Genomic DNA, 25,681 nt, shown 5'->3' with positions numbered 1-25,681 from the left:
TGTTAACCACTTTACACTTTCACGGAATGAAAGTGATTATAATCACAGTAAGAGACAGCTTGGGAACATTTATGAGAGCGTTTACAAAGAAGATAAAAGGGGTGCGGAAAATGAAAGGGTTAAGGAAGTATGGACTTACACTATTAATCTTTGTACTGATTTTGACAACTGCGGCTTGCAGCAGCGATACGGATGCGAAGCCAGCAAGTGAATCTGGTGAGAAGTACACATTCAAGCTAGCGCACATTACCCCAACAGATCATATGTGGCATAAGGCCGCAGAGAAATTCAAAGAAGAATTGGATAAGCGTTCTGATGGAAGAATGCAGGTGGAAATCTACCCTGCTAGCCAGCTGGGGACGGAAGCGGATATGGTTCAGCAAATCTCATCCGGATCAGTCGATTTCGGCTTCATCACCGCTGCCTATATGAGTTCACGTGCACCGGCATTCACTGCATGGTTCGCGCCATATGCGTTTGAAGATTTAAAAGAAACAAACGCTGCACGCGATACTGAAATCGCGAAAAAGATTCTCGGCACACTCGATGGCCAGGGTATTAAAGGGCTTGATTACGTGTTTGCCGGAAACCGCGTCATGCTGTTCAAGGATAAAGAAGTGAAGAAGCCTGAAGATATGAAGGGACTGGCATTCCGTGTCACTCCAAGCCCTCCGCTTCAAGACTTCTACAAATCACTTGGAGCTTCTCCTGAGTCATTGCCGCTTCCTGAAGTATACGCAGCGATTCAAACTGGAGTTATCGATGGCATGGATATGGACCTCGATGCAACGATCACGAATAAATACCATGAAGTTGCCAAGTACGGCGCTGTAACGAACCACATGGTATGGCCTGCTGTGGCGATGATGAACAAGGGCAAGTACGACAAAATGTCTGATGCTGATAAGAAAATCATCGACGAAGCGATCAAGGCTGCAGCAGATTACTCAGCTGAGACACGTGCTTCCCAGGAAGAAGAGTTCAAAAAGACACTTAGCGATGCTGGGATGAAAATCTATGAAATCGACCAAAAGCTGTTTGAACCTTATATCAAGCAATTCGATGAAAAGTATGGACCGACTGATCCGCTGATCCAGGAATTCATCGACACATTCCGCAAATAACCTATTGGAGGGAAATGCGTGAAATACGTTAGCAATATGGTAGCCAGTTTCGAAAAGAAACTGGCTATTATCCTCATGTTTGCCATGGCCGTGATTGTGACCGCTGCGGTTGTTTTCCGCTATGTGTTCAAGGAGCCTCTATTCTGGGCAGGGGAAGTATCTATATTTTTACTCATATACATAACCTTTATTGGCGGCAGCCTTGGCTTGAAATATAAAACACAGGCATCGGTGACGCTCGTTACTGATATGCTTCCAAAGCAGACTCAAAAATGGGTTGGGGCTATGGCCCATGTATTTATGCTGTTGTTCATGGGAATCCTATTATTCTATTGTTTTACATGGATTAGCTCACCGACGGTTGCCATTCAGAAATCTAGTGCCATCCTGCTGCCAATGTGGATTCCTTATGCCATCCTGCCGATTGGCTTGCTGTTTGCAACCATTCACTTACTAAACAATCTGATCGAAATCATGAATAACCACACGATTGATAGTGAAATAATCACTAATCTCCACGCAGCAGCAAAGGAGAGTGAAGAAGAATGATGGTACTTGTAATTTTGGCCTTTATCCTATTTTTATTGATGGGTATCCCGATCTCATTGGTTCTCGGGATGACGACAATTGTTTATTTTTTGGTTACTGGTAATTCGATGCTGCTGGAATCGACGCCACAACGGCTTTATTCCGGTATGGAGAATTTTGGATTGCTGGCAATTCCATTGTTCATGCTGACAGGGGAATTGATGAACAGCGGCGGAATCACGAATCGATTGGTTGTATTTGCGAGAATGCTGGTCGGCCATGTCCGTGGCGGACTTGCTTATGTTACCGTCATTGCCAATATGTTTTTGGCTTCGATCCTTGGTTCGGCGAATGCCCAGGCTGCGATGATGAGTAAAGTCATGGTCCCTGAGATGGAAAAGGAAGGGTACAGCCGAGAATTCTCTTCAGCGTTAACCCTCGCTTCCTCAATAGTTGCGCCGATCATTCCGCCAAGCATGATTTTTATCATTTATGGAACACTGTCTGGAACGTCGATAGGCGGACTATTCATGGCTGGAATCATTCCTGGAACAATTTTTGGAATTGGATTTGTCGCGTTAATCGCTTATTTAGGCTACAAGCACAACTTTCCGCGGAGTGAGAGAGCAAGCTTTTCGGCAATCTGGGATTCTTTTATAAAAGTATTGCCTGCCATGCTTGTGCCTTTTGTTATTACTGTCGGAATCCTTAGTGGTGCATTTACTGCCACTGAATCCGCAGCAGTGGCAAGTATGATTGCATTTATTGTTGGCATGTTTTTCTACAGGGAATTGAAGTGGAAGAGCTTACCTTCAATCTTGGTCAACACCGTGATTGGCACAGCAACTGTTACATTCCTGATTGCCATGGCGAACCTGTTCGGCTGGCTGATCGCATTTGAACAAATCCCACAGCTGATTGCAAATTCGATGTTGTCAATTTCTGATAATCCTTTCGTCTTCTTGTTATTAGTGAATATTTTCTTATTGATCGTCGGCACACTTCTTGACGGTATTGCCGCATTGATTATCCTTGTACCGGTTTTCATGCCTCTAGTAACAGGGTTTCAAATTGACCCGATCCACTTTGGCGTAATCATTTGTATCAACCTTACAATCGGGCTTTTGACGCCGCCGGTCGGAACAGGACTATTCATCGTTTCATCCATTGCAGAAGTAAAATTCGAACGCTTAATCAAAGCAGTCATGCCGATGCTGCTGTTAGGAATCGCAATGCTATTCCTCGTAACCTACTGGGAACAAACAACACTATTCATTCCAAGATTGCTAGGATTCTAAGAGTTCGGGTGGTGCCTGTCACCACCCGAAATTTGTCGAAGAGGAGGTCTATTATGCCGGTCATTCAAGTTCAGGTCCTTGAAGGCAGAAGCGATGAAAAGATAAAAGAATTGATTTCAGGAATCACCGAGACAACAGTTAAGACGCTTGAGGTGAAGCCTGAACAAGTTCGTGTGATTGTCCAGACGGTTCCTCATAAATATTGGGGAGTTGGCGGGGTTACGAAGGATGAGATAGAATCTGAGAGGTATTAAGTGAAATTTATCTATAAAGTAAAAAAGTCCCAACTCATTTGCACTATAGTTAGGACTTTTTCTATTTCAATTAAATTTTTAATTTTTAAAGGTATGACCCTAATGCTTACTAACAAATTGAAGTAATTCCTGATTAGGCCCATATAAAAATATTGTCTTTGTGCCATCTATGGATACTGTTGGTTCATCTGTTGCAAATACTACACCTCTTTCTTTGTAGTGGGTGATAGCCTGATCCATGTTTTCCACAGTGAATGCAAGGTGATTTACAATTCCTTTTTCTGAGTAATCTCCGTTGGGCATCAAGTCGTTCATTAATTCAATTTCAACTGATTGATCCTGTTCTAGATACAAAAATGCTATTTCTCTTCTGTTACCTTTAGTTCCTCTTGAGCGTAAATTAAACCCCATTATTTTAGTGTAAAAATTTATGGAATGATCAAGGTTTGTAGCCATGATTGCAATATGCTCAATTTTTTTAATCATTTTCACACCTCATATATTTTTTAGGTTATTGTGCTTTATAAGCAGGTGAATTAATTTCGGCATAGTTAAAAACATAATAATTAGTCTGCTGACTTGCATAAAAGCTACTAAAGTAGCATCCAGGTGAAGAAACAATGCAATAGAGGTCATTTCGACTGCCCCTGCAGGGATGATACTCAAAATGCTGCTGCCGATGTCCAAAGGAGTAATTACATAGAAGAGTAATGCAATGCCGATTCCTATTATTAAATAAAGAAACAACACAAGAACAGCACTCCATCCAATCCTAGCAATTAACATGAAAGTTTCCTTATCAAATCGTAATCCAATAATTCCCCCAATCCAAGCTTGGCCAATTCCTGAAATGATCCTCGGAGACTGTATATCACCTCCAGTAAAAACACTTATTATAAAGCCAGTTAAAATAGAGAAGACTAAAGCTCCCGCAGGCATCTTGAACTTAAAGGCTAAAGAAACGGATACACTGATTCCTGCCAGTATGAATATCAAGTCCTGGGATAGTATAGAAATAGTAGATGTTGTGAACTCAGTCTTGTAATTACTTTTGACAAAGAAGGATAATAGAAATGGAACAATTGAAACGATTAATATAATCCGAGTACTGTGAAAGGCTGCAACGATTTTCTCATTTGCTCCATAATCATTGCTCACTGCTATTACTTCTGTTGCTCCCCCTGGTATGCAGCAAAAAAAGGCAGTAATTGTATCCAGGCCAGATAATTTATTAAAGATCATCCCCAGTAGCAAACCGCTAATGATCATTAACGAAATGCTTAGTAAAAATGGAAAGAAATATTGAAGAAGGGAAGAAAAGAACTCAACCTTTATCATTAAACCGATTCCAATGCCGATTAATACTTGAGACACTTTTATTAATCTTGAACTAAACGGCAAATCTTTAAGGAACATCCTCACTAGGATTCCACACCACAAAGCACCAAGTAGCCAACCTGCAGGGATTTTCAGCAAAGTGAAGATCCCCCCGGTTAATAATGAAGCTGCTAAAAATACCACCTTATTTAAAAACATACATAGATTCCTTTCTTACAGAAATCTGTTACGCTCAAAGTTAAAATAAAAGTTTTACAAGAATCAAGCTTATTGTTCCCATTATAAATGATGAAAGCAGACCTACTATTAAAGGGCGGATTCCGACAGATTTAATCTTTTTAAAATCAGTTCCAAGTCCAACACTCGCCATGACCATAAGTATTACAAATTTGGCAACATCTGAAGAAGTATCGACAAAGGTTTGCGGAAGGGGAACGACAGTGTTTAGAGCTGCTGCACCAGCAAAAATTAATATGAAGTAAGGGAATATCTTACTAATTTTCACTTTATTATCGTTGTCCAACTTAGTGTTTTTAACAGAGATATAAATCGATAAAAGGACTGCAACCGGTATAAGCATTAAGGTCCTGATTAATTTTACAACAACGGATGCATCTCCAGCGGAATTACTATAACTATATCCAGCAGCAACAACAGAGGAAGTATCATGGATGGCGGTACCCGCCCAAACACCGAATTGGTTATCAGGAAGCGATAATAAATGCCCAATCAATGGGTAGATTAAAACAGCAAGGACGTTGAAAGCGAAAATTGTATTAACTGCATAAACGATATCCTCATCCTTTGCTTTAATGATTGGTCCTGTCGTGGCGATTGCTGTTGCGCCACAAATTCCAGTCCCAAGGCTTATCAGGAGAGGGATATTTCCTTTTAAACCAAACAATCTTCCAACGAAAAACGTAAGGGTAATCCCAGCAACTACGGCCACGAATACGATTATAAGAGAGTTTAAGCCCACTTGGAAAATTTGTGCAAAACTGAAACTAAAGCCAAGAAGAATAATAGCAAGTTTTAACAGCTTCTTTAGGGTATAACTAATTCCATCCGCAAAAATTACTGGTACTCCTAAGAACTGTCTGATTAAAATCCCTATAACTATCGCAATTACTGCTCCTCCAATTAGAGGATAATCTTTTCCAAGAGAATTAGATAATATGCCAATTGCCACTAAAAGCAGGACACCAGGAACATTCTTTGAATTGAGGATTTTAGATAGTAGAGGAATGGTACTGGCAGGTTGTTGCAACTCTGTTAAGCTTTTCATCAGAAGAGACCTCCAATTAATTTATAAATAGTGTAAGAAGGGTAGAGGAAATTTCCTCTACCCAAATAATCTAAAAGGCTTTAACTAAACCACCATCTACTAAAACAGTTTGTCCGGTTACATAAGTATTAGCTTCTGAGCACAGGAAAACAAGCGTTTTAGCAAATTCACTCGGATCACCATACCGGCCTAAAGGAATACTCGCAGCACTTTGTTTTTCAACTTCTTCAGTTGTAACTCCAGATTTCTCTGCTTTTACATTATCCAAATACTTGGTACGATCCGTTGCAATTCTTCCGGGGGCAATTACGTTTACTAAAATATTATCTTTGGCTAATTCTTGGGATAATGTTTTAGTCAAACCTACTACACCCATTCTGAATGTATTAGATAGTATCAGATTATCCAAAACTCTTTTAACAGAAGAAGATGTACAATTGATTATTCTTCCTCCACCTTGTGATTGCATATGCGGAATGACTTCTCTGATCGCTCTAATAAAACTTAATAATGTAAGGTTATATGCATTTTGCCAGGCTTCGTCATCAAAATTAAGGAATGTACCTGCTGGTGGGCCGCCAGTATTATTTACAAGAACATCTACTCTACCAAATTGATCTATAGCATTTTTTACAACTCTTTTTATATCATGAGGATCTTTAATATCACCCACAGTGTAAAAGACATCTTTGGTTGTTTCACTTCTTATCTCTTCAGCTGCATTTGCCAGTTTATCTTCATTTGAACTAAAAAGCATCACATTGGCACCTTCGCGGGCAAACTCGAGAGCAGCCGCTTTTCCAAGTCCAGAACTTGATGCAAGTACAATTACTCCCTTACCATTCAAACCTAAGTCCATAGCTTTTATCTCCTTTATGCATTTAGCGGAGTGTCTTCTTTTACAATTCCTAATTTTTTCACGACATCATCTACTATTGAGAGTTCTTCTAAGCTAGGTGTTTTTAATGGCAGTCTCATTGGACCACCTGCTAAACCAAAGTATTTCTCCGAAATGTACTTTACGACTGCAGCATGACCTAACTTTTCACATACTCTTCTAAATGGCTCTAAATCATCAAACATTGCCTTAGCTTTTTTGTGATCCCCAGCCCCTACAGCCTCATACATATCCACGAAATATTGAGGGAAGCATGTTGCAGCTGTGGTCGACGTTCCACAATGGCCAATTGATAATACTGGATACATAAACGCTTCTGAACCTCCGAATACAGAGACTTCCTCACCTAATAGTGCAAGTGTCTTTTCTTGTTCTACGATATTTTGTGTTGCCTGTTTAATGGCTACTATATTTTCTAATTCAGTAAGCTTTACTAAAAATTCTGGTGGAATGTTGTAACCCTGGCGCGGAGGTGCATTGTAAAGGACGATAGGGATACCGACCTGGTTTAACTTTTCGAAGTGCGCATACACATTATCTAAAGAAACTGCGGCATAATAGGGCGGAGTGACTATGACGGCATCTGCACCAACATCCTTAGCGAATTGTGTAAGCTTGACTGCAGTGAAAGTTCCACTATCAGAAGTACCTGCAATCACAGGTTTTTTACCAGCTGCCGCTTCGACCGCTACTCGTATGATTTCTTTTTTTTCCTCTGTATCAAAAGCATAAAATTCTCCTTGTGTTCCAAGGATGATTAAAGCTTCCACATTTGAAGCAGCTCCAAATTCTACGTTTCTTCTTAGACCTTCATAATCAACTGTGTGATCTTCATTTAAAGGTGTCGTCAAAATCGAATGGATGCCCTTCATGTAAGATAACTTCCTGCTCAAAAAAATCTCCTCCTAATTAAAATATAATTGTTTTTTTAAGTTGTTATAACGTTATGATGTTTTGTTCCTAAGAAAACCATAATCTATATTCCGAAAATATAAAACTTTCAGAATTGGGTGTTACTAATTAAAAACTCAATAAAAAGCCACTTAAAATACCAATTTCTCAAATTTCCTTATTATTTTGATGGTGGATATTTTTAATACAAGTTGGGTTATTACATAAGTTAAATAGGAAAAAAAATAGTTTCAATGTTTAGTACAATAAATAAATGCAATTTCCAACATTTACTGAATTAATTCAATTCTTGCTAATCTCGTAGAAAAATATTTGAAACATTTTTTTCGATTCCTTTCTTATTCTGGGCACAGCAACTTGTATTAAAAATCGTTGAGGTCAAAATATTAAGGAAATAGAAGTAAATTAATAAATTATCCTGATTTATAAGATAGAATAGTAAATAACAGTACTTTTTGAATATTTGATAATTTCTGAAAATGATATATCGTATTAAATATCATAATGTTATGACAACCCAGATTAAATGTAAGCGGTATCAATAACCTAAAGGGGGAATAAAGGTGAAAAGAAAGAAAAGACTATCTTCAGTAATTTTGATGGTGTTATTGTGTCTGGTATTCAGCGGGTGTAGTAGTGACGTAAATGGTAAATCAGCCAAAAATGGTAAATTCAATTTCCCTACTAAGCCTGTAACGATTATTGTTAATACAAATCCTGGATCCTCTGTAGATGTGATGGCCCGGAAAATTGCCAGTATAGGAGAAAAACATTTAGGTCAGCCAATCGTGGTAGAAAATAAGCCAGGTGGAGATGGCGCTGTGGCCATGGGTTATGTCTTAAACCAGAAGGACGACGGATATACAATTTGGGCTGGTACAAAAACCTTGGTAGGAGCGCTAAACACAACTTTATCCCATTATAAAGTCGATTCTTTCCAACCTGTCATAAGGATTCAAGATGATCCTTTTGCTTTGGGGGTTTCTAAGGATAGCCCATTCAATACCCTGGAAGATTTGATTAATCATGCCAAGAAGAACCCTGGCAAGGTAAAAATAGGCGGTTTTGGTTCTACTTCCGCGCATACATTTGCTGCCTATGAGTTGATGGATAAGGCTGGTGTTGAAATGACATGGATTCCATTTGACGCTGGATCCGATGGTATCACCAATGTAATGGGAGGCCACATTGATGTTGCCCATTCAAATCCATCAACAATGAAACAATTCGTTGAATCAGGAGATATAAAGATTCTATCAGTTGCATCCGAAGAAAGATTAGCAGACTTTCCAGACGTAGGTACGTATAAAGAACAAGGTGTAGATTTTGTTGATTCACAATGGAGGGGCCTTTTCGTAAAAGGTGGTACTCAAGAGGAAATTGTTAATGTTTTACATGATGCGTTTAAGAAAACGATTGAGGATCCAGAATTTATTGAATACATGAAGACTTCCAATCAATATGATGGCTATATGTCTCCTGAGGAGTTTATGGAATCAATTCAAAAAGAATACGAAGCAACAAAGGAAATTGTAGAAAAGGTAGGCATAGGTAAGTAAATTTGTGGGGTGATTATTGTGGGTAGGACTGATCTTAAATCTGGCCTTATTTTGGCAGCCATTAGTATTGTGTCCATTGGCTATGCTCTGAGTCTTCCTCAGGGCATAACCAAAATGGGAGTTTTACAACCTGGGGTTTTTCCTTTGTTCATTTCATTAGGATTGCTTTTATGTTCGCTGATCTTAGCCTTACAGGGATATAAGGGAGCTAAAGAACAAGATATGGTGGCAGAACAATTTAATTTGAAGGGCTTCTTACAGAATAAAAGCTTTTTATTGATTGTAGGTATATTCTTATACTTCACCGTGGTTATATTTTTGGGTTTCTTGATTAGCACACTTATAGCAGTGTTTATCTCTGTTCATTTCATTTTCAAGCATAAGCTGTTCCAATCAGTATGCATAACACTAATAATAAGTTTCGGGACGTATTTTGTTTTCCAGAGCTTCCTGAACATTAATCTGCCAAAAGGAATGTTCTCTGCAGGATTCATTCAATAATTCTATTTTCACTTGATAAAGGAGGCTTGTTTATGGATACAGTCCAGTATATATTGGGTGGTTTAGCGAATATCTTTACATTTCAAACAATGTTCTATTTAATTATTGGAGTTCTTGTGGGGCAGATTGTCGGTATTTTGCCAGGATTAGGACCAGTTACAGGACTTGCCCTGCTTATTCCTATGACCTTCGGTATGGACCCAATACCTGCACTAGTCATGTTGACTGGCGTTTATTATGGGGCAATGTTTGGCGGAGCATTAACATCCATCATGTTCAACACCCCCGGTGATGCAGCAGCAGTTGTAACTACCTTTGATGGGTATCCATTAACAAAACAGGGTAAAGCAGGGCTTGCGATTGGGACTGCGACGATTGGTTCGACAATAGGAGGACTGGTCAGTACGCTTCTTATTGTCCTGTTGGCGCCCCTTGTAGCTAGATTAGCATTAGCATTTGGCCCAGCTGAATATACAATACTTATCGCTCTAAGCTTCCTGTTAATCATCGGTCTTGCATCAAAATCAAAAGTTAAATCGGGCATCTCAGCTCTTTTAGGGCTATTGCTGGCTCTAATTGGTCAAGACCCGATTACGGGGACTCCAAGATATACATTTGGCCATCTCGAATTGTTGCAGGGAATCGATTTTGTCATTGTGGCGTTAGGACTTTTTGCGATTGGTGAGATTATCAGCAGTTTGGAAAATTATAAGGAATTAAAAGATCAAAAGGTTGGGAAGGTATCTAAAATCTTTCCAAATAAAAAAGAATTTAAACAGATTCTAGGTCCTATCAGAAATGGTACTTTGATTGGCTTTGTAGTAGGACTACTTCCCGGAGCAGGAGCCACTATTTCCTCTTTCTTATCTTATAGTATTGCTAAAAAATCATCTAAGTCCCCAGAAACATTTGGCAAAGGGAATATCGAAGGAGTTGCGGCTGCCGAATCAGCAAATAATGGATCTGTTGGTGGTGCGATGGTGCCTATGCTAACTTTAGGAATTCCTGGGTCAAATTCTACTGCAGTATTATTAGGGGGGATGATGATTCTTGGACTACAGCCTGGCCCTATGTTCTTTACAAAGTACCCCGACATCGCATGGACTGTTATTGTCAGTATGTTTATAGGTGTAATTATCCTTTTTCTAATGAATACTCTTTTATTGAAGGGATTTTTGCAAATCCTTAGAGTGCCATATTCAATATTAGCTGTTTCCATCATAATCCTCGCATTTCTGGGTGCATTCAGTGTGAACAGAAGTATGTTTGAGGTGTTTTTAATGGGAACATTTGGATGCCTCGGATACTTTCTAAAGAAAAATGATTATCCGCTTGCCCCATTGGTCTTAACCCTTGTATTAGGTGGGCTATTGGAACAAAATTGGCGAAGAGCTCTTTCAATTTCTGAAGGTTCCTATATCGCTTTCTTCCAAAGTCCTGTTTCAATTTCTTTATTAGCTATTGGTGTATTAGTGATCATTATCCCATTTATTAAAAAGTTAACCAGAAAAGATACCGAAGGCAAGGAGATAAATGTATGAGAAAAAAATTGATTTCCTCATCATCAATGCCTTTATATAAAAACTGTGCAATGATCCTTAGGCAGCAAATCCTTGATGGAAAATGGGATGGGGGTCAAAAGCTGCCATCTGAAAGCCAACTCACATCAGAATTTAATGCTTCGAGAATCACCATCAGACAAGCTATGCAGCTGTTGGAAAATGAAGGCCTTATCACTAGATTTCAGGGAAAAGGTACTTTTGTTACTAATAAATCAATTGAACAGAGCCTAACCGGCATTCATGATTTTGCTAAGAATTTAAATAGAGTGGGGAGAAAACCCAGTTTCGTGATTGAAAATAACTCTGTTATTGCATGTAATAATTTTCTATCAAGAAGCCTTGATGTGGAAGTGGATTCCTGTATTTACAGAATTGAAAGGCTGAAATTAGATGAAGGGACACCGATGATTTTCGAAAGGCTTTTCTTGCCATGTGACCATGCTCCTGAGTTGGCAATCAATGAATTATCCCAGAAGTGGTTATCTGAAATACTTTCAACAAAATACAATTTACCTATAACTAAAGTGAGACAAACAATTGAACCTATTATTATTGGTGACTATGAAGCAGAAAAGCTGGGTATCGCCGCTCAATCTTTGGGATTGTTAATAGACCGAATCAGTTGGTCAAATGAAAAAGCTGTGTTATTAACCAGATCGATCATTAGAGGAGATATGGCTAAATTTGTTGTGGAAGTTGGAGGTCAATTTGATTAAGGTGGAACCAGCTATTATACAAACCCTTGTGGAGTTCTGTTGCCAATATTACGACGAGGAGTTTCCTGCGGAGGTTATTAAAGAGGCGAAGGTGAGTTTAGTAGATTATTTTTCAGCCCTAGTATGGGGTACAACCAGCGAATATTATGCCAATCTGCTTCAATATGCTAAATCAGTGCCAGTAGGAAATAGCTCCATTATTGGAGTGGACTTTAAGACATCAGCAACCGAGGCAGCTTTTATTAATAGTGTAGTTTCGCATTCAATGGAAATTGACGATATTCATTTGGGGACAGCTGGTTTGCATCCGGGAGTTACGATTATACCAAGTGTTATTGCGATAGCGGAAGAACTTGGCACTTCGGGGAAGGACATTTTAAAGGCAATTGTTGTTGGTTATGAGGTTGCGGGCAGGATTGGGAAAGCGTTAAGCCCATCGCATAGATATCGAGGTTTTCATGCAACAGGCACAATTGGGGTTTTTGGTTCAGCAGCAGCTGCTGCTTTTTTGAAAAAGTTAACACCAGAAAAATTTACTCATGCCTTGTCTCTCGCTGCATCCCAAGCAGGAGGTACGTTTGCTTTTTTGACTGGAGGTGTCGGTGTAAAATATTTGCACGCTGGTAATTCCTCGAAAAATGGTATCCAAAGCACAATTTTTGCAGAGTTGGGATTTACTGGACCAACAAATTTCTTAGAACACCCTGAGGGATTTGCGCAGGCCTATGCAAGTGAATTTAATTTAAAATTAATACTCGAAGGCCTAGGAGAATCCTTTGAAATCTTGGATATCTTTAGAAAAAGATATTTTATTTGCGGTCACATATTTCCATCTATAGAAGCACTCCCCGCAAATATTTATTTACAAGAGCCAGACAAAATCGAAAAGATTGAAGTTTACACTTATAAGGCTGCTTCAGTTTTAAAGAATAAAAGACCTGCTAATTTTGCTGAAGCAAAGTTTAGTATCCCTTACTGTATTAGTTCTCTTTCACATTTTAAGGGGATTGAAGATTGTTTTAAAGATAAAGAAATACTCGAATCTATTTATCGATTTTCAGATAAAATTCATGTTTATGAGAAAGATGAGTATACCTTTGGTTTTCCAGAAAAACGAAGGACATGTGTGAATGTATTTTTAAAAAATAAGGATGTATTGCATGGCCATGTTGAACTTCCAAAAGGTACTCCCGATAATCCCTATTCTATTGATGAAATTGCAGGGAAATTAAAAAGTGCATTGGAATCCATAGGTAAAAAGGAAATTGCAAAAAGTTTATTAGGTTGTATAGAAACAATGGATCGACAGGGAATTTTAGTTTCCTTAATGATTAAATTAAATAAAATTTAACAATACATCCTTGTTTCCGTCGGAAACAGGGGTGTTTTGTATTACCATAAGGAACGCAAGGAAAACTTAATTGTTTGTTCTAGATAAAAGGAGGCTTTTTTAGAAGTGGCATAAATTGCCTTGTCTGTTGTATTTAAGAGTTTTAAGAATGCCATGGAAACAGGTAAAGGCTATTTAAGCTGCCAGCCAGATTAACTAAATGGAGGAACCACCCTCAGCGATCAATGCTATGGGTGGTTCTTCGTTTTTTATTCAGTTGGCTGCTTGCCAGCAGCTATGTCAGCTGCATAAGGAATGATTCCTTCTGCTTCCAAACCAAAAGGGTCCAGTTCCTGTGAGTGGAGGACTTTGCCGTCTTTATCGAGGACAGCGAAGCCGCGGACTGCTTTTGGAGCTTCTGGGTCAAGCATTTTCACCTTGCGGATCAGTTTCATATCTTTATCTGATATGACAGGGTATTCTAGGCCCAGCTCTTCCTTCAAGGCTTTATGTTCATCAACAGATGAATTGCTAACAGCGTATACATTGCCAGGGAACTGACTGAATAATTCTTTACGGTTTTGCAGCTCGACCAGCTGCGATTTGCAGAAGTCTCAGCCAACTCCGGTAAAGAAGAAGACTAACGCTGGCTCTTCCATATTTTCAAAAGAGACTTCTTTTCCATTTTCATCTGGAAGTGTTAGAGCATTCGATCCGGATTCTGATTTATCCCCAGAACAGCCGCTTATAAAAGCACTGACCATTAGGAACATGATGATGAAAAAATACTTTCGCATGTTAGTGGCCCTCCTTTTCATTTACTTAAGTATATAGCATTTAATTGAAATCTAATTATACCATTTGTGGAGATTTTATTTCGAATTGAAGAGTTGTACTCCAAAGGAACTATTTATCCATTTATAAAGGTTCCATTTAGGTAAAATTCAGAAAATATGTTAAAATCAAATTAGTAACAGGTCATAATATCAAGTAATTAAATAGCAAAAAATAGTATTAGAAGAATTGCGGAGGGACTAAATGTTAACAAATCATTTGGATTTTAGACTTGAACCAAGGATTAGGGAACTGTATGAAGAACACAAAATGCGGGCGGAAAAAATAGACTGGGGCTATCATGAATTTTTACCGTGGGACAAGGCTATGGACTTTAAGCGAGTTCCCTGGGATGAAAGCCAGGTTACGCTGCCGGCATCGGTTATTACTGCGATTGAGACAGCGCTGTTGACTGAGGTGAATTTGCCATGGTTTACTTCATATCTTGATCAGACATTTAAAGGGTCATTATCGGTCATCAAGGAATTTGTCCATACGTGGACGGCTGAGGAGGATCAGCATTCCAATTTGCTAGAAACGTATCTTTTGATTACGAGGAATGTTGAGCCGATGAGGCTTCATCAATTACATAAAATGACACTTGAGAATGGCTGGGATCCGGATTTTCATACCCCATTCGAAACGATGGTTTACACATCGATGCAGGAGCTTGCCACGATGGTGTTTTACAATAATGTCGCAAAAGTGGCAGGGGCACATGACAAGGAATTGGCGACATTGCTGCGCAGACTCGCAAAGGATGAAACATTGCATTATGCGTTCTACCGAGAGGTCATTAAATACCACCTGGAACTTGAGCCGAATTATTGCTACTACCTGGGGAATGTCATCATGAATTTCAAGATGCCGGGAGCCGTGATGCCTGATTTCGAAAATCGCATGTCAATCATTGCCAAAGAAGCGAACTATGGACCGCTTGAATATTTCGATCAGGTTCTGGATGTGATTATCGATTACTGGGATATCGAAAATTTAAGGCCAATCGCGCCGGAGGCAGAAAAAGCAAGGCTGGATATTTTAAACTATCATGCCCGACTGAAGAGAGTCAGGGATCGATTTAATAAAAATAAATAAAATAATCAGCGGGGCAGCCCGCTGATTATTTCATTAGAGGAGAAATATAGAAAGTAATAGAATTGTTATAAGTAAGAAGCAATGGTAACTGTCTTCTACTTCAGGTTTTCATAATGATCGTTGAACACTTTAAAAAGCCTTTCATCTCCGCCGCGGTCGGGGTGGAGGGCTTTCAGCAATTTCTTAAATTCCTTTTTCAGGGCCTGAGTATTAGATTTTTGATTCAAACCTAATAGCTCTTCGTATTGGGAAGTGTTCGATCCAACTGCTTCAATTTGGGCATTGAGCATCTTTTTCAATGTTCGTACCTTTGATTGTTCAATATGTAAACGTGTATGTAAGAGTTGGATCTGGTCGTTAAGCTGTCTGATTTCACGTTTGGATTGTTCGATTTTATCAGCTGATACTTCAGTATGCTTCTGAACGACGAACTCTGCTAAGTCATGAATGCTAATTTTATATGAAGTATATCTTCTTTGGTTTAATTCAGCCTTTAATTGTCCTTCTTCAATCCATTGCAGTATATCTTGTTCACTTGCGGCTATTCCCATGGATGTCATTTGGTCAGCAGCTTCTTTTATGTTCAGCATCATAATCACTCTCTTTATATGTATCTTTATAATTCAGACAAATCTATCATACCATTGATTTTTTGCAGAAAAAGAACAGGAGTGTGACATTGTGTTACAGACATTTATGTTAATTAAACAGCAGGCTAGCTAATATTTTGGCTCCGTTTAATTAGACTGTTGATTTTCGTTCCAGGCGCTTCGCTTTCCGCGGGGCTGGCGCTGAGCCCGCAGGAGTCTTCGCGCCTTCCACTACAATCAACAGCGTTTATTAACAGCATTGAGCTTTAACAGAGCCAATATATTAGTAATGATTAGGATTTTGAAGTAATTCTATGGAACTAATTTTAATAAGGAGTGGAACAAATTGTTTTTTAAAATGGACGAAGCAATTGAGGTATTGGAGCGAACTCCAAAATTAATGGATAGTTTCTTGTCAGGTCTTTCAGATGCTTGGCTGCATTGCAATGAAGGGGAAGGAACCTGGAATGTTTCTGAAGTAATCGGGCACCTGATTGATGGAGAAAAATATAACTGGATTCCGAGGTTGGAGCTGATGTTGAAGGAGAGTGAGAATAAGGCATTTCCGGCCTTTGACCGTTTTTCCCATTTAAAGGATGCACCCGATAAATCCATTGATGAAAAGCTAATCGAATTTAAATCATTAAGGAAAGCCAATATTGATAAGCTAAAGGCTCTGATTACGGACGAGAGGCACTTCGAGTTAACGGGAGTACATCCTGAATACGGCGAAGTGAAGGTTAGGGAATTGATTTCCACCTGGGCAGTTCATGACTTGACGCACATTACTCAAATCACTAGAGTCATGGCAAATAGATATCGAGCTGATGTTGGACCATGGAAATCGTATCTGGGAATACTGAAAAATTAATAATGATTTACTCCTGATAGTATATCCTGAAACGTTTTTGCTTCTTATATCGTCTTTAACTTTTAGGAAGAAGGAGGGGACACTTTGATTAAAGCAATCATCTTTGATTTCGACGGTTTGATCATTGATACTGAGACAGCCTGGTATGATGCCTATAAAGAAGCGCTGGGTTTTTATAATGCAGACTTGCCGCTTGATGAGTTTGCCAAATGCATTGGTACTCATGATACCGTGCTCTTTGAATATTTTAAATCTCAACTGGGTGAAAGCTGCAATGTTCAAGAGATCGAAAGCAGGGCAAGCGATATACATAGGGTGAAAATGGCAACTGTTCAGGCGCGTGAAGGTGTGAAGGAATACTTAGAGGAAGCAAAAAGCTCAGGATACCGGATTGCGCTGGCTTCAAGTTCTTCACGGGAGTGGGTAACCCATTTCCTGGGTGAACTTGGACTGTTACAATACTTTGAGTCGATCACTACACGCGATGATGTGGAAAAAGTGAAGCCGGCACCTGACTTATATTTGAAAGCGATCAAGCGTCTACACATTTCTCCAGCAGAAGCAATTGCCTTTGAAGATTCCCTGAATGGTTTGAATGCAGCAGTGGCTGCCGGTTTGAAGTGCGTGATTGTGCCGAATTCAGTAACTGAATCATTAACTTTTGAGAAACATGACCTCAGGCTGAAATCGATGGCAGAAAAAAGCCTGGCTGAAGTGATTAAACATATTGAAAACGTTAAGTGAAAAAATGACTCAGTAAATTATTTTTTAGGGTTATTTTAGATTAAACGTTAAATAGCAAAAAGCGATTCAATTTAGAAGTGAGTTCCGCTGACATTTTAGATTACAACACACCTGCTTATGCAACTAAGGCAGCAGGGATTTTGATTTTAAACAAAAAGCCGTTCCGGAAATACCTCCGGAACGGCTCAGACTGTAGACAAACTCGATGAAAATCGTGTTTGTTTACAGTCTTTTTTTGGTTGGTGCTGGAACGGGGCTGTTGATTTCCGTTCCAGGCGCTTCGCTTTCCGCGGGGCCGGCGCTGAGCCTCCTCGTCGCCGCTGGCGCCTGCGGGGTCTCACCTGTCCGTCTGATCCCGCAGGAGTCTACGCGCCTTCCACTCCAATCAACAGGACTTACAAACTTAGCGTGGAACTAAACTAAAGTCTATTTTAAAATAGATACATATAACGCTTGAGGTGATAAAGATGCTTTCGAAAAATAATCCAATCCAACGAGATCAATTAGAGATGGTCGCTTTAGACCAGCTTGTTCCTCAGGAACATTTAGTCCGCAAGATGGAAGCAGCCCTTGATTTTTCTTTCATTTATGACTTGGTGAAAGATGTGTATTCGGAAGTAGGGCGCCCAAGCATTGACCCTGTAATTCTGGTTAAACTCTCATTCATTCAATATACCTTTGGCATCCGTTCCATGCGCCAGACCATTGCCGAATTTGAAACGAACATGGCCTACCGCTGGTTTTTGGGTTATGGTTTCCATGATAAAGTGCCCCACTTCTCCACCTTCGGGAAGAATTACGAACGCCGTTTTAAAGACACCGATTTGTTTGAACAGATTTTCTATCGAATTCTTAAGACCGCAGCTGATAAGAAACTCATCAGTGCAGAACACGTCTTCATTGATTCGACCCACGTAAAAGCAAGTGCGAATAAGCATAAATTCGTAAAGAAAGTGGTGCGAAAGGAGACACGCGCGTATCAAGAGAAACTCCAGGAAGAAATCAATCAGGATCGGGAAGACCATGGGAAGAAACCTTTTCCTCCTGATAAATTCGATAAGGAAGAAACGAAGGAAATCAAGGAAAGCACTACCGACTCGGAGAGTGGATACTACGTCAAGGACGAGCGAACAAAACAGTTTGCCTACTCCTTCCATGCGGCATCAGACCGTAACGGATTTGTCCTGGGAACCATTGTGACACCTGGCAATACGCATGACAGCCTGATCCTTGAGCCACTGGTAGAACAAGTGATAGAGAAAGTCGGAAAGCCTGATGCCGTTGCGGCCGACGCAGCCTATAAAACTCCAGCTATTACGAAGTTTCTGTTGGAAAACGAAATGACCCCGGCTTTGCCTTATACTCGACCACGAACGAAGGATGGCTTTTTCCGCAAATATGACTATGTGTATGACGAATTTTACGACTGTTACTTGTGTCCTGCCGGTGAGGTCCTGAAGTATTCGACCACAACTAAAGAGGGGTATCGTGAATATAAATCCCCTAAACAGATCTGCGCCAACTGCCCGTTTTTAGCACAATGCACAGAAAGCAAAGACCACCAAAAGGTGGTAACGCGCCATATCTGGCAGGAGTATGTGGAAGAGGCAGACCACTTGAGGCACAAACCAGAAGTAAAACAAATCTATGCGAAGCGCAAAGAAACCATTGAGCGTGTATTCGCAGATGCAAAAGAAAAGCATGGCATGCGTTGGACAACCCTGAGGGGACTTAAAAAATTGTCGATGCAGGCGATGCTTACTTTCGCTGCCTTGAACTTGAAGAAGATGGCCAACTGGACATGGAGAAGTCCAGTAATGGCCTAAAAGTAAAGCAAAGAGAGTCTATTTCCTTTGGAAAATCCGATGAAATCCAAAAAGGGGTTCGGAATGAGAGCATTCCGAACCCCTTTTGTCTACAAACTGAGCCGTTCCGGAAATACCTCCGGAACGGCTTTTGATTATTTTTCAGAATCTGCAACTTTCACGATCGCTTTTCCGAGATTCGCGCCTTTGAACAAATCCAAAAATGCGTCAATTGTATTCTCAAAGCCTTCTGTAACCGTTTCTTCATACTTCAATTTCCCTTCTAAAAGCCAGCCGGCCAATTCTTTCGCTCCCTCGCCAAAACGGGAGGAGTAATTGCCGACAGTGAAACCTTGCATCAACGAACTTGTCTTGATTAAGTACCCTTGCACCCGGGGCCCTACATCTGGCTCAGACTTGTTATAAGCTGAGATCGCTCCGCAGACAGGAATTCTTGCGAAGTTGTTCAAGAGCGGGAAAATTGTATCTGAAATCTCTCCGCCTACGTTTTCAAAATAGACATCGATTCCATCAGGACATGCCTCTTTTAGGGCGGAGCCTACATCCTGTGTTTTGTAGTTGATTGCTGCATCAAATCCAAGGTCATCTAGAAGATAACGAACCTTCTCATCGGAACCTGCAATACCGATGACCCTCGTACCTTTGATTTTTGCGATTTGACCCACGATGGAACCGACAGCTCCCGCAGCTCCGGATACAACAACTGTTTCACCTGCTTTTGGCTTGCCAATATCCAGTAAGCCAAAGTATGCCGTAAGACCGGTCATGCCCAATACACTCAAGTAAGCGGAGACTGGTGCCAGATTCGGGTCAATTTTGCGTACAGCATTTTCTTTTGCGACGGAGAATTCCTGCCAGCCTAATGAGCCGATTACGAAATCGCCTACCTCAAAAAGGTCAGACTGTGACTCAACCACTTTCCCGATCACACCACTTGAAATCGGCTCGTTCAATTTGAACGGTGGGATATAGGATTTGGTGTCATTCATACGCCCTCGTAAATAAGGATCAACCGAAATATAAATAGTTTGCAAAAGTATTTCTCCTTTTGCCGGTTTCTCTACAGGTACTTCCACAAATTCAAAATGTTCATATGCAGGAAGTCCAGTTGGTCTCTTTTTAAGCTGTATTTGCTTTTGAATAGTAATCATCCTTCCAAATTGTTTTCTAGCCTTAATATACAGGAAAGAAAGGTTCATTCAAATTCATTTGATTTGTTTTAGTTTTCATTTATGGATTAACTTACAGTAACTCAAAACCATACTTTCTATACAAAAGGCTTCATTTCAGGAGGATTTGTAAAATTATCAAAAGACTATGAGACCAATGCCGCTTATGAAACACCTGAATAGCTAGCAGAGAATACAAAAGAAATTCAGCTTTCACATAAATTGATTATGTTTAAATTCGAAAAATTTTAGAAAGTGCTGTTTTAAAATAGTTCCTTTTCACAACTTCTCGGTGCGTTGATTCAGGAAGGATTGACAGCTGTTTTGTTGAATTCCTTATTGTGCTAACCCAGCAGATTAGTTTAGTAAAGTAGAAAACTCTTAACGTTTTTGAATTAAACTGAAACGTTTTTTCAAATAAAACGTAGGTAATTTAAAGGGAGGGATGTTCATGAAAAGAGTATTGTCTATGTTATTTTTATTAGTTCCATTAATCATATTAGGGTGCAGTCAAAAAGAGGAAAGGTTTGACCATACAGAACTTAAAGAAGAACTAAAAGAGGAAGGGATTGCCCCAAAGCTTCCGACGAAATTTCCAATGACCATAGTAGGGTACGAACGAGTTATTCCTCCTCACGAAACAAATATAAACGAGGTAATATTCAAAGGGGAAGAAGGAGGAATGCAGTTTTCATTGACTATTCAACCACCCCCGGTTGAATACATCAATTATGAGGAAGAGGATGTTACGGTTAACGGAAACAATGGTTTCTTTATAGAGGGACCTGGATCCTCGATTCATTGGACTGATGGCGATTATCATTACATCTTGACATCCTATACAGACGAAAATGGGACCAAAGAAAAAATGGTTGACATAGCAGAGTCATTTCAGTAGAAAAAAGCATTCTTCGTCAACTACCGGGTGCGTTGATTCAAGATGATTAACGGCCTTTTTTATTGAATTCCTTATTGAAGTAACGAAGCAGTTATGTTTAACAAGGAAATGATAAGCTATTAGAGGTTGGCGTTTAAATCAGAATAAGGTGTGGTTTTAATTGGACATCGAAATGAAAATAAAAGATATAGTTCAACAAGTGGATGGATTGCCAAAAAACGACCAAGTTATTGTATTAGAATATTTAGAACACCGTGAGTGGGGAGTTGCATTGGAACACCTTTGTGCAGCCGTATATGAAGAGAAAATCCACCTAAAAGAGTAATGCCTTCAACGGATTAAGGACGTATCAATTCAAATGGGGATTTGAAAAGAGATTAGAGAACAATTGATTGATTTATTTCAATAAGACTTCTTCAATTATAGGTGCAGTTTAGCTGAACAAGGATAACCGCATAATAATATCGGAGGTGTTGGGATGATTACGGTTAAGCAAACCGAAAGTTATCTTAAAAATAAGATTGGTGAAGATACCGATGATATTAAAAAGGTTTGGGAAACATTTAAGACTTTTTGCAAAGAGCCAGTTGAGGGAGAAGAAGATAAAGAAATCCTATTTCAATGTGGTGTTTATGATTTTACAGGAGAAGAACTATTTCACCTTGATTTTGTCCGTCAGTTTACTGTTTATGAAGAAGATGAATATTCTCGAATGGAACAACTCAACTGTGAATTTTTATTTAGACCATCAGATGAACTGAGTAAGTTAGAAACAGAAGAATGGTCAATGGATTATGATGAAGTAGATGATTTTTTTAATCATATAGAAGACCTTCAGGAATTTAAAATAGTTTCGAATTTAAAGCCGATAAAATTAGAAATATATCAGGAAGAAGTTTAGACCTTTCTTCACTACCGAGTGCGTTGATCCAAGGAGGATTAACGTCTTTTTTGTTGAATCTCTTATTGATCAAACGGGAGGTTAGTTTAAGAAAATTTTAAGGAGAATGGAATTGGATAATACACGAGTAATGGTTTATTTCAGCTTGTATGGCGATGAATTTCCACTCGATTATGTATCGAATAAACTAAAGATAGAACCCACTCGTTCATATAGAAAAGGTGATTTAATACCTAATCGCCCAACTGCGGTTTACAGAAAAGAAACGAGTTGGGACCTGGGTACAGAGTACGAAGAATCATTTGACGTAAATGAGCAGCTCCAAAAAATTTTGCAGCAACTACAAAATAAGTCTTCTATTATCAATGAACTGAAAAAGGCGTACTCCTTAGAGTGTAAGTTCTTTATTGTAATTAAAATTGAAGATGGATTAGCACCCGCTTTGTATCTATCTAAGGATATAATTAAGTTTGCTTCAATCATTAAAGCTGAATTTGACATTGACTTATATGCTAATCCTTATGAAAGTGATTATTTAAACTAACGGGGTAGGAATGTTGAAGAAGGATTGACATCGTAAGGAGTCGAATATTAATCGGTATCCTTATGATAAGGGAATGATAATAATGGAACAAACCATTTCTATAGAGGTAGAAATAGATTCACTAGAATACAACCAACATATTATTGGGAACATTTCTTTTGTTGTTGATTACTATCGTTATTTTCCCGATGAAAAATGGTCTGATTTTGTAGTAATTATTTTATCTTGGTGGATTAAATCATTTAAAGGATTGCTAGTTTCTACTATGGGGCAAACATTCAAGTTTGACTTTATGGATGGAACTCCTATTATACTTGGAAAAAAAATAGGTCCATCCCGTATTGAATTGTCATTCGAATTTGATAAGGAAAAAAGGGAAATGGAATTCACGGCAATTTGCAAATTAGAGGAGATGGGGAACAGTCTGCTTACAGCTTCTAAAAAGGTCCTAAGGGCTGTTGAAAGAAATAATTGGAGCAGCGAAGAGATAAATGAACTTAGAGACTTAACATTGTCACTCGAACGTGGCGTTTCGCGGTAATTAGACTAACGGGGCAGTTTAGTTTAAGAAGTAATGGCAAAATTAAAGAAAAAATGGGGGTACAGAATTTTTTTAATGACTATATGAATGAATATTTCCCCAACTTAATTCTTAGACCACCCTTGTTTTATAACTGGGAAATCGGCATACGGTTTGAGTTAGGAGTAGAGTGGGATAGAGAGTATCATTACGAAAACAGTCCTTTTGTACAAGGGGTTTATAAGAGAGCTGTCACGTTGTTTGAATCCTTACATTTACAAGACGAGAAAATTCTTGTGGTAGTAGATGTAAATGATTTTGGAGATGGAAAATCCTACAGGCATAAAGCGAGGATATTTTCTCCATATATCTATGAAAAATCAGTCCTATATAAATTGAGGCATACAGAAATGCCTTATATTTTCCCAAAAGATGATGAAGACGGAAAAAATAAAACACATAGGTTTACCCTTGAATGCAAAGTATCTGATATGAAATACATTCCATTATTAAAAGCAGTATGCAATCAGGATTTGGGAATCCAACCAAGTATTTTTCATAGGATATATTTTTTAAATTTCAAAAGGAAAACCATTTTTCATGTGTACGATGATAGAGGATGTGATTTGCTTGCTATCTCACCTGAATCTATACGAGACATTTATAATACATACAATGATTGGATATTAGATTACGACAAGGACGAAATAGAAAAAGTGTTTAGATAACAATTAATCATTGTTATACGAGTGTGTTGATCCAGGAATGCTTGAACTATCTTTTTGTTGAATTCCTTATTGAACAAACGGAGCAGGTTAGTTCAACAAACAATATCAAAAAGGGTGAGGAAAATGTCATCAGACGACAGAAAAATGATGGACACTGCGTTGAAAAAAATAGTTATCCCTATACTATGGGATCAAGGATTTAAAGGTTCCTTCCCCCATTTTAGAAAGAATAACGATTATATAGATTTAGTAACTTTCCAATTTAACAAATGGGGCGGGTCTTTTATAGTTGAGTTAGCTGTCTCCCCGTTGGAAGGTATTACAGAGCCTTGGGGAGAACACATTTCACCTAACAAAATAACGGCTCACCATATTAACAAAAGACATAGATTAGGAGCAAAATCCGAAGAAGAAGATGGAATATGGTTTAAGTTTGAAAAGGCAAATTCAGAGGGTGACTATAACCAGGTTGCAATAAGGGTTTTGAATTTACTTAACACATCGGATCCTTTGTGGATTTCGAATTTATTCAAATGAAAACCTTATTGTACTAACGATGCTGGAATGTTGAACAAGCAAAAGTGATGGAATGTTTATTCAGCGACTTCTAGGGAGGGGCAATTATGATAATAACTCAACAATGGAACCAAGAAGATAGTGAATACATTCGAAAGAAAGTGATTGAACATAATTTTTCTAAGCTACCTGATAATGTAAAACATCCTGTTAAGAATATTAGCTTTATTCTTAGGGATGAAGGAGGAGAAATATTAGGTGGCATAACAGGAACAATTTTTTGGTATAACTTACATATTGATTTCCTATGGGTTGATGAATCAATTAGGGGTAGCGGTTATGGGAAAGAGTTATTAAATCATATAGAAAAAATAGCTAGAGAAAACAGGTGTCAACTAATTCAACTTGATACGTTTAGCTTTCAAGCACCGGACTTCTATCAAAAAAATGGTTATGAGATAGTCGGTGTAATTGAAGGACATCCAAACAAAGAAAATCATCAGTATTACCTTAAAAAGACATTAACTTATAGATAAATCATATATACACTCAGAGGGCAAGTGATCTTTATAGCATAAGAACAGGCAGCGTTGTTATTGAACAAACCATGCAGGATAGTACAAGAAGGACTTTAGGGATTTCTAAAGAAAACATTTAATATACACTTTCAATCAAGGTGATTTTAATGAAAAATATAGTGAAGTCTATTTTGTTAACAATAATCTTAATACTAGCCATATTTATCGTTGGCAAATATGTATTGGATACATTGTTTGGAGATATGTGTGGAAATGATATTCTGCAAAAAGTCCCTTCTCCTGGTGGGGATAATGTGGCTTATGTTTTCGAAAGAAGTTGTGGTGCAACCACTGGGTTTTCACCCCAATTATCCATTTTAGATAAAGATGATGATTTTCAAAATGAATCGGGAAATACTTTTAGGTCCGATAAAGACTTTTCTATTGAATGGCTTGATGAAAAGAGCTTAAAAGTTATTTATGATAAATCCTCTAAAACGTACGAAATGGATAAAAAAGTGAATGGAATTGAGATTGATTATCTAAGAAAATAAGAGAGATTATGTCTTATTTAACTAAGCGGGCGTAGATCCAGAAGGATTTTACGCCTTTTTTATTGAAT

30 protein-coding genes and 1 pseudogene are annotated in these 25,681 nt (G+C 38.7%); 22 read left to right on the top strand and 9 right to left on the bottom strand.

The window, feature by feature from the left end:
* The first annotated feature begins 110 nt into the window (after positions 1 to 110).
* From M3204_RS17755 to M3204_RS17740, 4 genes are read left to right on the top strand one after another with little or no spacing between them, the layout of a single operon-like run.
* A complete protein-coding gene (locus M3204_RS17755) occupies positions 111 to 1,124 on the top strand; it encodes a TRAP transporter substrate-binding protein (RefSeq protein ID WP_251485038.1) in 1,014 nt (337 codons plus the stop codon).
* An 18-nt stretch (positions 1,125 to 1,142) separates the two neighbouring features.
* Entirely contained in the window at positions 1,143 to 1,673 is a 531-nt protein-coding gene (locus M3204_RS17750) for a TRAP transporter small permease (protein ID WP_251485033.1), read from the top strand.
* Entirely contained in the window at positions 1,670 to 2,950 is a 1,281-nt protein-coding gene (locus tag M3204_RS17745; RefSeq protein WP_251485029.1) for a TRAP transporter large permease, read from the top strand. Before M3204_RS17750 ends, M3204_RS17745 begins: the two co-directional genes overlap by 4 nt.
* 53 nt (positions 2,951 to 3,003) lie before the next feature.
* Entirely contained in the window at positions 3,004 to 3,204 is a 201-nt protein-coding gene (locus tag M3204_RS17740) for a tautomerase family protein (protein WP_251485027.1), read from the top strand.
* Between the two features lie 99 nt (positions 3,205 to 3,303).
* Here the strand turns inward: M3204_RS17740 and M3204_RS17735 are convergent, their stop codons facing one another.
* The 5 genes from M3204_RS17735 to M3204_RS17715 form a co-directional block, all read right to left on the bottom strand.
* Positions 3,304 to 3,690 (bottom strand): VOC family protein, encoded by a 387-nt coding sequence (locus M3204_RS17735; protein ID WP_251485012.1) that lies wholly within the window; start codon positions 3,688 to 3,690, stop codon positions 3,304 to 3,306.
* Between the two features lie 9 nt (positions 3,691 to 3,699).
* On the bottom strand, positions 3,700 to 4,740 hold the full coding sequence (locus M3204_RS17730) for an AbrB family transcriptional regulator (protein WP_251485009.1): 1,041 nt from the start codon (positions 4,738 to 4,740) through the stop codon (positions 3,700 to 3,702).
* Between the two features lie 40 nt (positions 4,741 to 4,780).
* Complete coding sequence (locus M3204_RS17725) at positions 4,781 to 5,827, bottom strand: YeiH family protein (protein ID WP_251484997.1); 1,047 nt, start codon at positions 5,825 to 5,827, stop codon at positions 4,781 to 4,783.
* A gap of 70 nt (positions 5,828 to 5,897) precedes the next feature.
* A complete protein-coding gene (locus M3204_RS17720) occupies positions 5,898 to 6,686 on the bottom strand; it encodes an SDR family oxidoreductase (protein WP_251484996.1) in 789 nt (262 codons plus the stop codon).
* 14 nt (positions 6,687 to 6,700) lie between these two features.
* Positions 6,701 to 7,618, bottom strand: a complete 918-nt coding sequence (locus tag M3204_RS17715; protein WP_251484994.1) for a dihydrodipicolinate synthase family protein — start codon at positions 7,616 to 7,618, stop codon at positions 6,701 to 6,703.
* Between the two features lie 582 nt (positions 7,619 to 8,200).
* Here M3204_RS17715 and M3204_RS17710 point away from each other — a divergent pair.
* From M3204_RS17710 to M3204_RS17695, 5 genes are read left to right on the top strand one after another with little or no spacing between them, the layout of a single operon-like run.
* Entirely contained in the window at positions 8,201 to 9,196 is a 996-nt protein-coding gene (locus M3204_RS17710; protein WP_251484993.1) for a Bug family tripartite tricarboxylate transporter substrate binding protein, read from the top strand.
* A gap of 9 nt (positions 9,197 to 9,205) precedes the next feature.
* A complete protein-coding gene (locus M3204_RS23910) occupies positions 9,206 to 9,697 on the top strand; it encodes a tripartite tricarboxylate transporter TctB family protein (protein ID WP_353056052.1) in 492 nt (163 codons plus the stop codon).
* Between the two features lie 32 nt (positions 9,698 to 9,729).
* The gene (locus M3204_RS17705; RefSeq protein ID WP_251484990.1) at positions 9,730 to 11,238 is read left to right on the top strand and encodes a tripartite tricarboxylate transporter permease; all 1,509 of its coding nucleotides are present in this window, start codon (positions 9,730 to 9,732) and stop codon (positions 11,236 to 11,238) included.
* On the top strand, positions 11,235 to 11,975 hold the full coding sequence (locus tag M3204_RS17700) for a GntR family transcriptional regulator (protein WP_251484987.1): 741 nt from the start codon (positions 11,235 to 11,237) through the stop codon (positions 11,973 to 11,975). The genes M3204_RS17705 and M3204_RS17700 overlap by 4 nt, the downstream gene beginning before the upstream one ends.
* 1 nt (position 11,976) lies before the next feature.
* On the top strand, positions 11,977 to 13,326 hold the full coding sequence (locus M3204_RS17695) for an MmgE/PrpD family protein (protein WP_251485159.1): 1,350 nt from the start codon (positions 11,977 to 11,979) through the stop codon (positions 13,324 to 13,326).
* A gap of 248 nt (positions 13,327 to 13,574) precedes the next feature.
* Here the strand turns inward: M3204_RS17695 and M3204_RS17690 are convergent.
* Positions 13,575 to 13,904: pseudogene (locus M3204_RS17690) on the bottom strand (redoxin domain-containing protein); the annotation flags it as partial.
* 15 nt (positions 13,905 to 13,919) lie between these two features.
* A complete protein-coding gene (locus tag M3204_RS17685; protein WP_251484984.1) occupies positions 13,920 to 14,102 on the bottom strand; it encodes a hypothetical protein in 183 nt (60 codons plus the stop codon).
* 241 nt (positions 14,103 to 14,343) lie between these two features.
* On the opposite strand from M3204_RS17685, the gene M3204_RS17680 reads away from it, so the two are divergent.
* The gene (locus tag M3204_RS17680) at positions 14,344 to 15,234 is read left to right on the top strand and encodes an acyl-ACP desaturase (protein ID WP_251484981.1); all 891 of its coding nucleotides are present in this window, start codon (positions 14,344 to 14,346) and stop codon (positions 15,232 to 15,234) included.
* 95 nt (positions 15,235 to 15,329) lie between these two features.
* Here the strand turns inward: M3204_RS17680 and M3204_RS17675 are convergent, their stop codons facing one another.
* The gene (locus tag M3204_RS17675) at positions 15,330 to 15,827 is read right to left on the bottom strand and encodes a J domain-containing protein (protein WP_251484978.1); all 498 of its coding nucleotides are present in this window, start codon (positions 15,825 to 15,827) and stop codon (positions 15,330 to 15,332) included.
* Positions 15,828 to 16,170: 343 nt separating this feature from the next.
* Between M3204_RS17675 and M3204_RS17670 the strand changes: the two genes are divergently transcribed.
* From M3204_RS17670 to M3204_RS17660, 3 genes are all read left to right on the top strand, one after another.
* Entirely contained in the window at positions 16,171 to 16,695 is a 525-nt protein-coding gene (locus tag M3204_RS17670) for a DinB family protein (protein ID WP_251484976.1), read from the top strand.
* Between the two features lie 87 nt (positions 16,696 to 16,782).
* Positions 16,783 to 17,439 carry an HAD family hydrolase gene (locus M3204_RS17665; RefSeq protein WP_251485141.1) on the top strand — a complete coding sequence of 219 codons (657 nt, stop codon included), beginning with the start codon at positions 16,783 to 16,785 and terminating at the stop codon, positions 17,437 to 17,439.
* A 467-nt stretch (positions 17,440 to 17,906) separates the two neighbouring features.
* Positions 17,907 to 19,265 (top strand): IS1182 family transposase, encoded by a 1,359-nt coding sequence (locus M3204_RS17660; RefSeq protein WP_251484973.1) that lies wholly within the window; start codon positions 17,907 to 17,909, stop codon positions 19,263 to 19,265.
* A gap of 134 nt (positions 19,266 to 19,399) precedes the next feature.
* On the opposite strand, the gene M3204_RS17655 is transcribed toward M3204_RS17660, so the two are convergent.
* Positions 19,400 to 20,416: an NADP-dependent oxidoreductase gene (locus M3204_RS17655; protein ID WP_251484971.1), complete on the bottom strand. Its 1,017-nt coding sequence runs from the start codon at positions 20,414 to 20,416 to the stop codon at positions 19,400 to 19,402.
* 469 nt (positions 20,417 to 20,885) lie between these two features.
* Here M3204_RS17655 and M3204_RS17650 point away from each other — a divergent pair, with 469 nt between their 5' ends.
* From M3204_RS17650 to M3204_RS17610, 9 genes are all read left to right on the top strand, one after another.
* Positions 20,886 to 21,332: a hypothetical protein gene (locus M3204_RS17650; protein ID WP_251484968.1), complete on the top strand. Its 447-nt coding sequence runs from the start codon at positions 20,886 to 20,888 to the stop codon at positions 21,330 to 21,332.
* A gap of 160 nt (positions 21,333 to 21,492) precedes the next feature.
* Positions 21,493 to 21,657, top strand: coding sequence for a MafI family immunity protein (locus tag M3204_RS17645; protein WP_251484961.1), 165 nt, complete (start codon positions 21,493 to 21,495; stop codon positions 21,655 to 21,657).
* A gap of 153 nt (positions 21,658 to 21,810) precedes the next feature.
* Complete coding sequence (locus tag M3204_RS17640; protein ID WP_251484959.1) at positions 21,811 to 22,233, top strand: hypothetical protein; 423 nt, start codon at positions 21,811 to 21,813, stop codon at positions 22,231 to 22,233.
* Between the two features lie 112 nt (positions 22,234 to 22,345).
* Positions 22,346 to 22,777 (top strand): DUF4279 domain-containing protein, encoded by a 432-nt coding sequence (locus M3204_RS17635; RefSeq protein ID WP_251484957.1) that lies wholly within the window; start codon positions 22,346 to 22,348, stop codon positions 22,775 to 22,777.
* An 82-nt stretch (positions 22,778 to 22,859) separates the two neighbouring features.
* Positions 22,860 to 23,318 carry a hypothetical protein gene (locus tag M3204_RS17630; RefSeq protein WP_251484956.1) on the top strand — a complete coding sequence of 153 codons (459 nt, stop codon included), beginning with the start codon at positions 22,860 to 22,862 and terminating at the stop codon, positions 23,316 to 23,318.
* An 83-nt stretch (positions 23,319 to 23,401) separates the two neighbouring features.
* Positions 23,402 to 24,025, top strand: coding sequence for a DUF3885 domain-containing protein (locus M3204_RS17625; RefSeq protein WP_251484955.1), 624 nt, complete (start codon positions 23,402 to 23,404; stop codon positions 24,023 to 24,025).
* Positions 24,026 to 24,148: 123 nt separating this feature from the next.
* Complete coding sequence (locus M3204_RS17620; protein ID WP_251484954.1) at positions 24,149 to 24,562, top strand: DUF4304 domain-containing protein; 414 nt, start codon at positions 24,149 to 24,151, stop codon at positions 24,560 to 24,562.
* 86 nt (positions 24,563 to 24,648) lie between these two features.
* On the top strand, positions 24,649 to 25,077 hold the full coding sequence (locus M3204_RS17615) for a GNAT family N-acetyltransferase (protein ID WP_251484952.1): 429 nt from the start codon (positions 24,649 to 24,651) through the stop codon (positions 25,075 to 25,077).
* Between the two features lie 149 nt (positions 25,078 to 25,226).
* Positions 25,227 to 25,613: a hypothetical protein gene (locus M3204_RS17610; protein WP_251484950.1), complete on the top strand. Its 387-nt coding sequence runs from the start codon at positions 25,227 to 25,229 to the stop codon at positions 25,611 to 25,613.
* Positions 25,614 to 25,681 lie beyond the last annotated feature (68 nt).

It is taken from the genome of Mesobacillus subterraneus, assembly GCF_023715485.1.
Classification (GTDB): domain Bacteria; phylum Bacillota; class Bacilli; order Bacillales; family Cytobacillaceae; genus Mesobacillus; species Mesobacillus subterraneus_B.
This window is presented reverse-complemented; position numbering and strand designations above follow the sequence as displayed.

Excerpts from the sequence above, each read along its gene's own strand:
- M3204_RS17755 (WP_251485038.1), top strand. The coding sequence starts at position 111 with ATGAAAGGGTTAAGGAAGTATGGACTTACACTATTAATCTTTGTACTG.
- M3204_RS17745 (WP_251485029.1), top strand. The coding sequence starts at position 1,670 with ATGATGGTACTTGTAATTTTGGCCTTTATCCTATTTTTATTGATGGGT.
- M3204_RS17740 (WP_251485027.1), top strand. The coding sequence starts at position 3,004 with ATGCCGGTCATTCAAGTTCAGGTCCTTGAAGGCAGAAGCGATGAAAAG.
- M3204_RS17735 (WP_251485012.1), bottom strand. The coding sequence starts at position 3,690 with ATGATTAAAAAAATTGAGCATATTGCAATCATGGCTACAAACCTTGAT.
- M3204_RS17730 (WP_251485009.1), bottom strand. The coding sequence starts at position 4,740 with ATGTTTTTAAATAAGGTGGTATTTTTAGCAGCTTCATTATTAACCGGG.
- M3204_RS17725 (WP_251484997.1), bottom strand. The coding sequence starts at position 5,827 with ATGAAAAGCTTAACAGAGTTGCAACAACCTGCCAGTACCATTCCTCTA.
- M3204_RS17720 (WP_251484996.1), bottom strand. The coding sequence starts at position 6,686 with ATGGACTTAGGTTTGAATGGTAAGGGAGTAATTGTACTTGCATCAAGT.
- M3204_RS17705 (WP_251484990.1), top strand. The coding sequence starts at position 9,730 with ATGGATACAGTCCAGTATATATTGGGTGGTTTAGCGAATATCTTTACA.
- M3204_RS17700 (WP_251484987.1), top strand. The coding sequence starts at position 11,235 with ATGAGAAAAAAATTGATTTCCTCATCATCAATGCCTTTATATAAAAAC.
- M3204_RS17685 (WP_251484984.1), bottom strand. The coding sequence starts at position 14,102 with ATGCGAAAGTATTTTTTCATCATCATGTTCCTAATGGTCAGTGCTTTT.
- M3204_RS17680 (WP_251484981.1), top strand. The coding sequence starts at position 14,344 with ATGTTAACAAATCATTTGGATTTTAGACTTGAACCAAGGATTAGGGAA.
- M3204_RS17675 (WP_251484978.1), bottom strand. The coding sequence starts at position 15,827 with ATGATGCTGAACATAAAAGAAGCTGCTGACCAAATGACATCCATGGGA.
- M3204_RS17660 (WP_251484973.1), top strand. The coding sequence starts at position 17,907 with ATGCTTTCGAAAAATAATCCAATCCAACGAGATCAATTAGAGATGGTC.
- M3204_RS17655 (WP_251484971.1), bottom strand. The coding sequence starts at position 20,416 with ATGATTACTATTCAAAAGCAAATACAGCTTAAAAAGAGACCAACTGGA.
- M3204_RS17650 (WP_251484968.1), top strand. The coding sequence starts at position 20,886 with ATGAAAAGAGTATTGTCTATGTTATTTTTATTAGTTCCATTAATCATA.
- M3204_RS17640 (WP_251484959.1), top strand. The coding sequence starts at position 21,811 with ATGATTACGGTTAAGCAAACCGAAAGTTATCTTAAAAATAAGATTGGT.
- M3204_RS17630 (WP_251484956.1), top strand. The coding sequence starts at position 22,860 with ATGGAACAAACCATTTCTATAGAGGTAGAAATAGATTCACTAGAATAC.
- M3204_RS17625 (WP_251484955.1), top strand. The coding sequence starts at position 23,402 with ATGAATGAATATTTCCCCAACTTAATTCTTAGACCACCCTTGTTTTAT.
- M3204_RS17620 (WP_251484954.1), top strand. The coding sequence starts at position 24,149 with ATGTCATCAGACGACAGAAAAATGATGGACACTGCGTTGAAAAAAATA.
- M3204_RS17615 (WP_251484952.1), top strand. The coding sequence starts at position 24,649 with ATGATAATAACTCAACAATGGAACCAAGAAGATAGTGAATACATTCGA.
- M3204_RS17610 (WP_251484950.1), top strand. The coding sequence starts at position 25,227 with ATGAAAAATATAGTGAAGTCTATTTTGTTAACAATAATCTTAATACTA.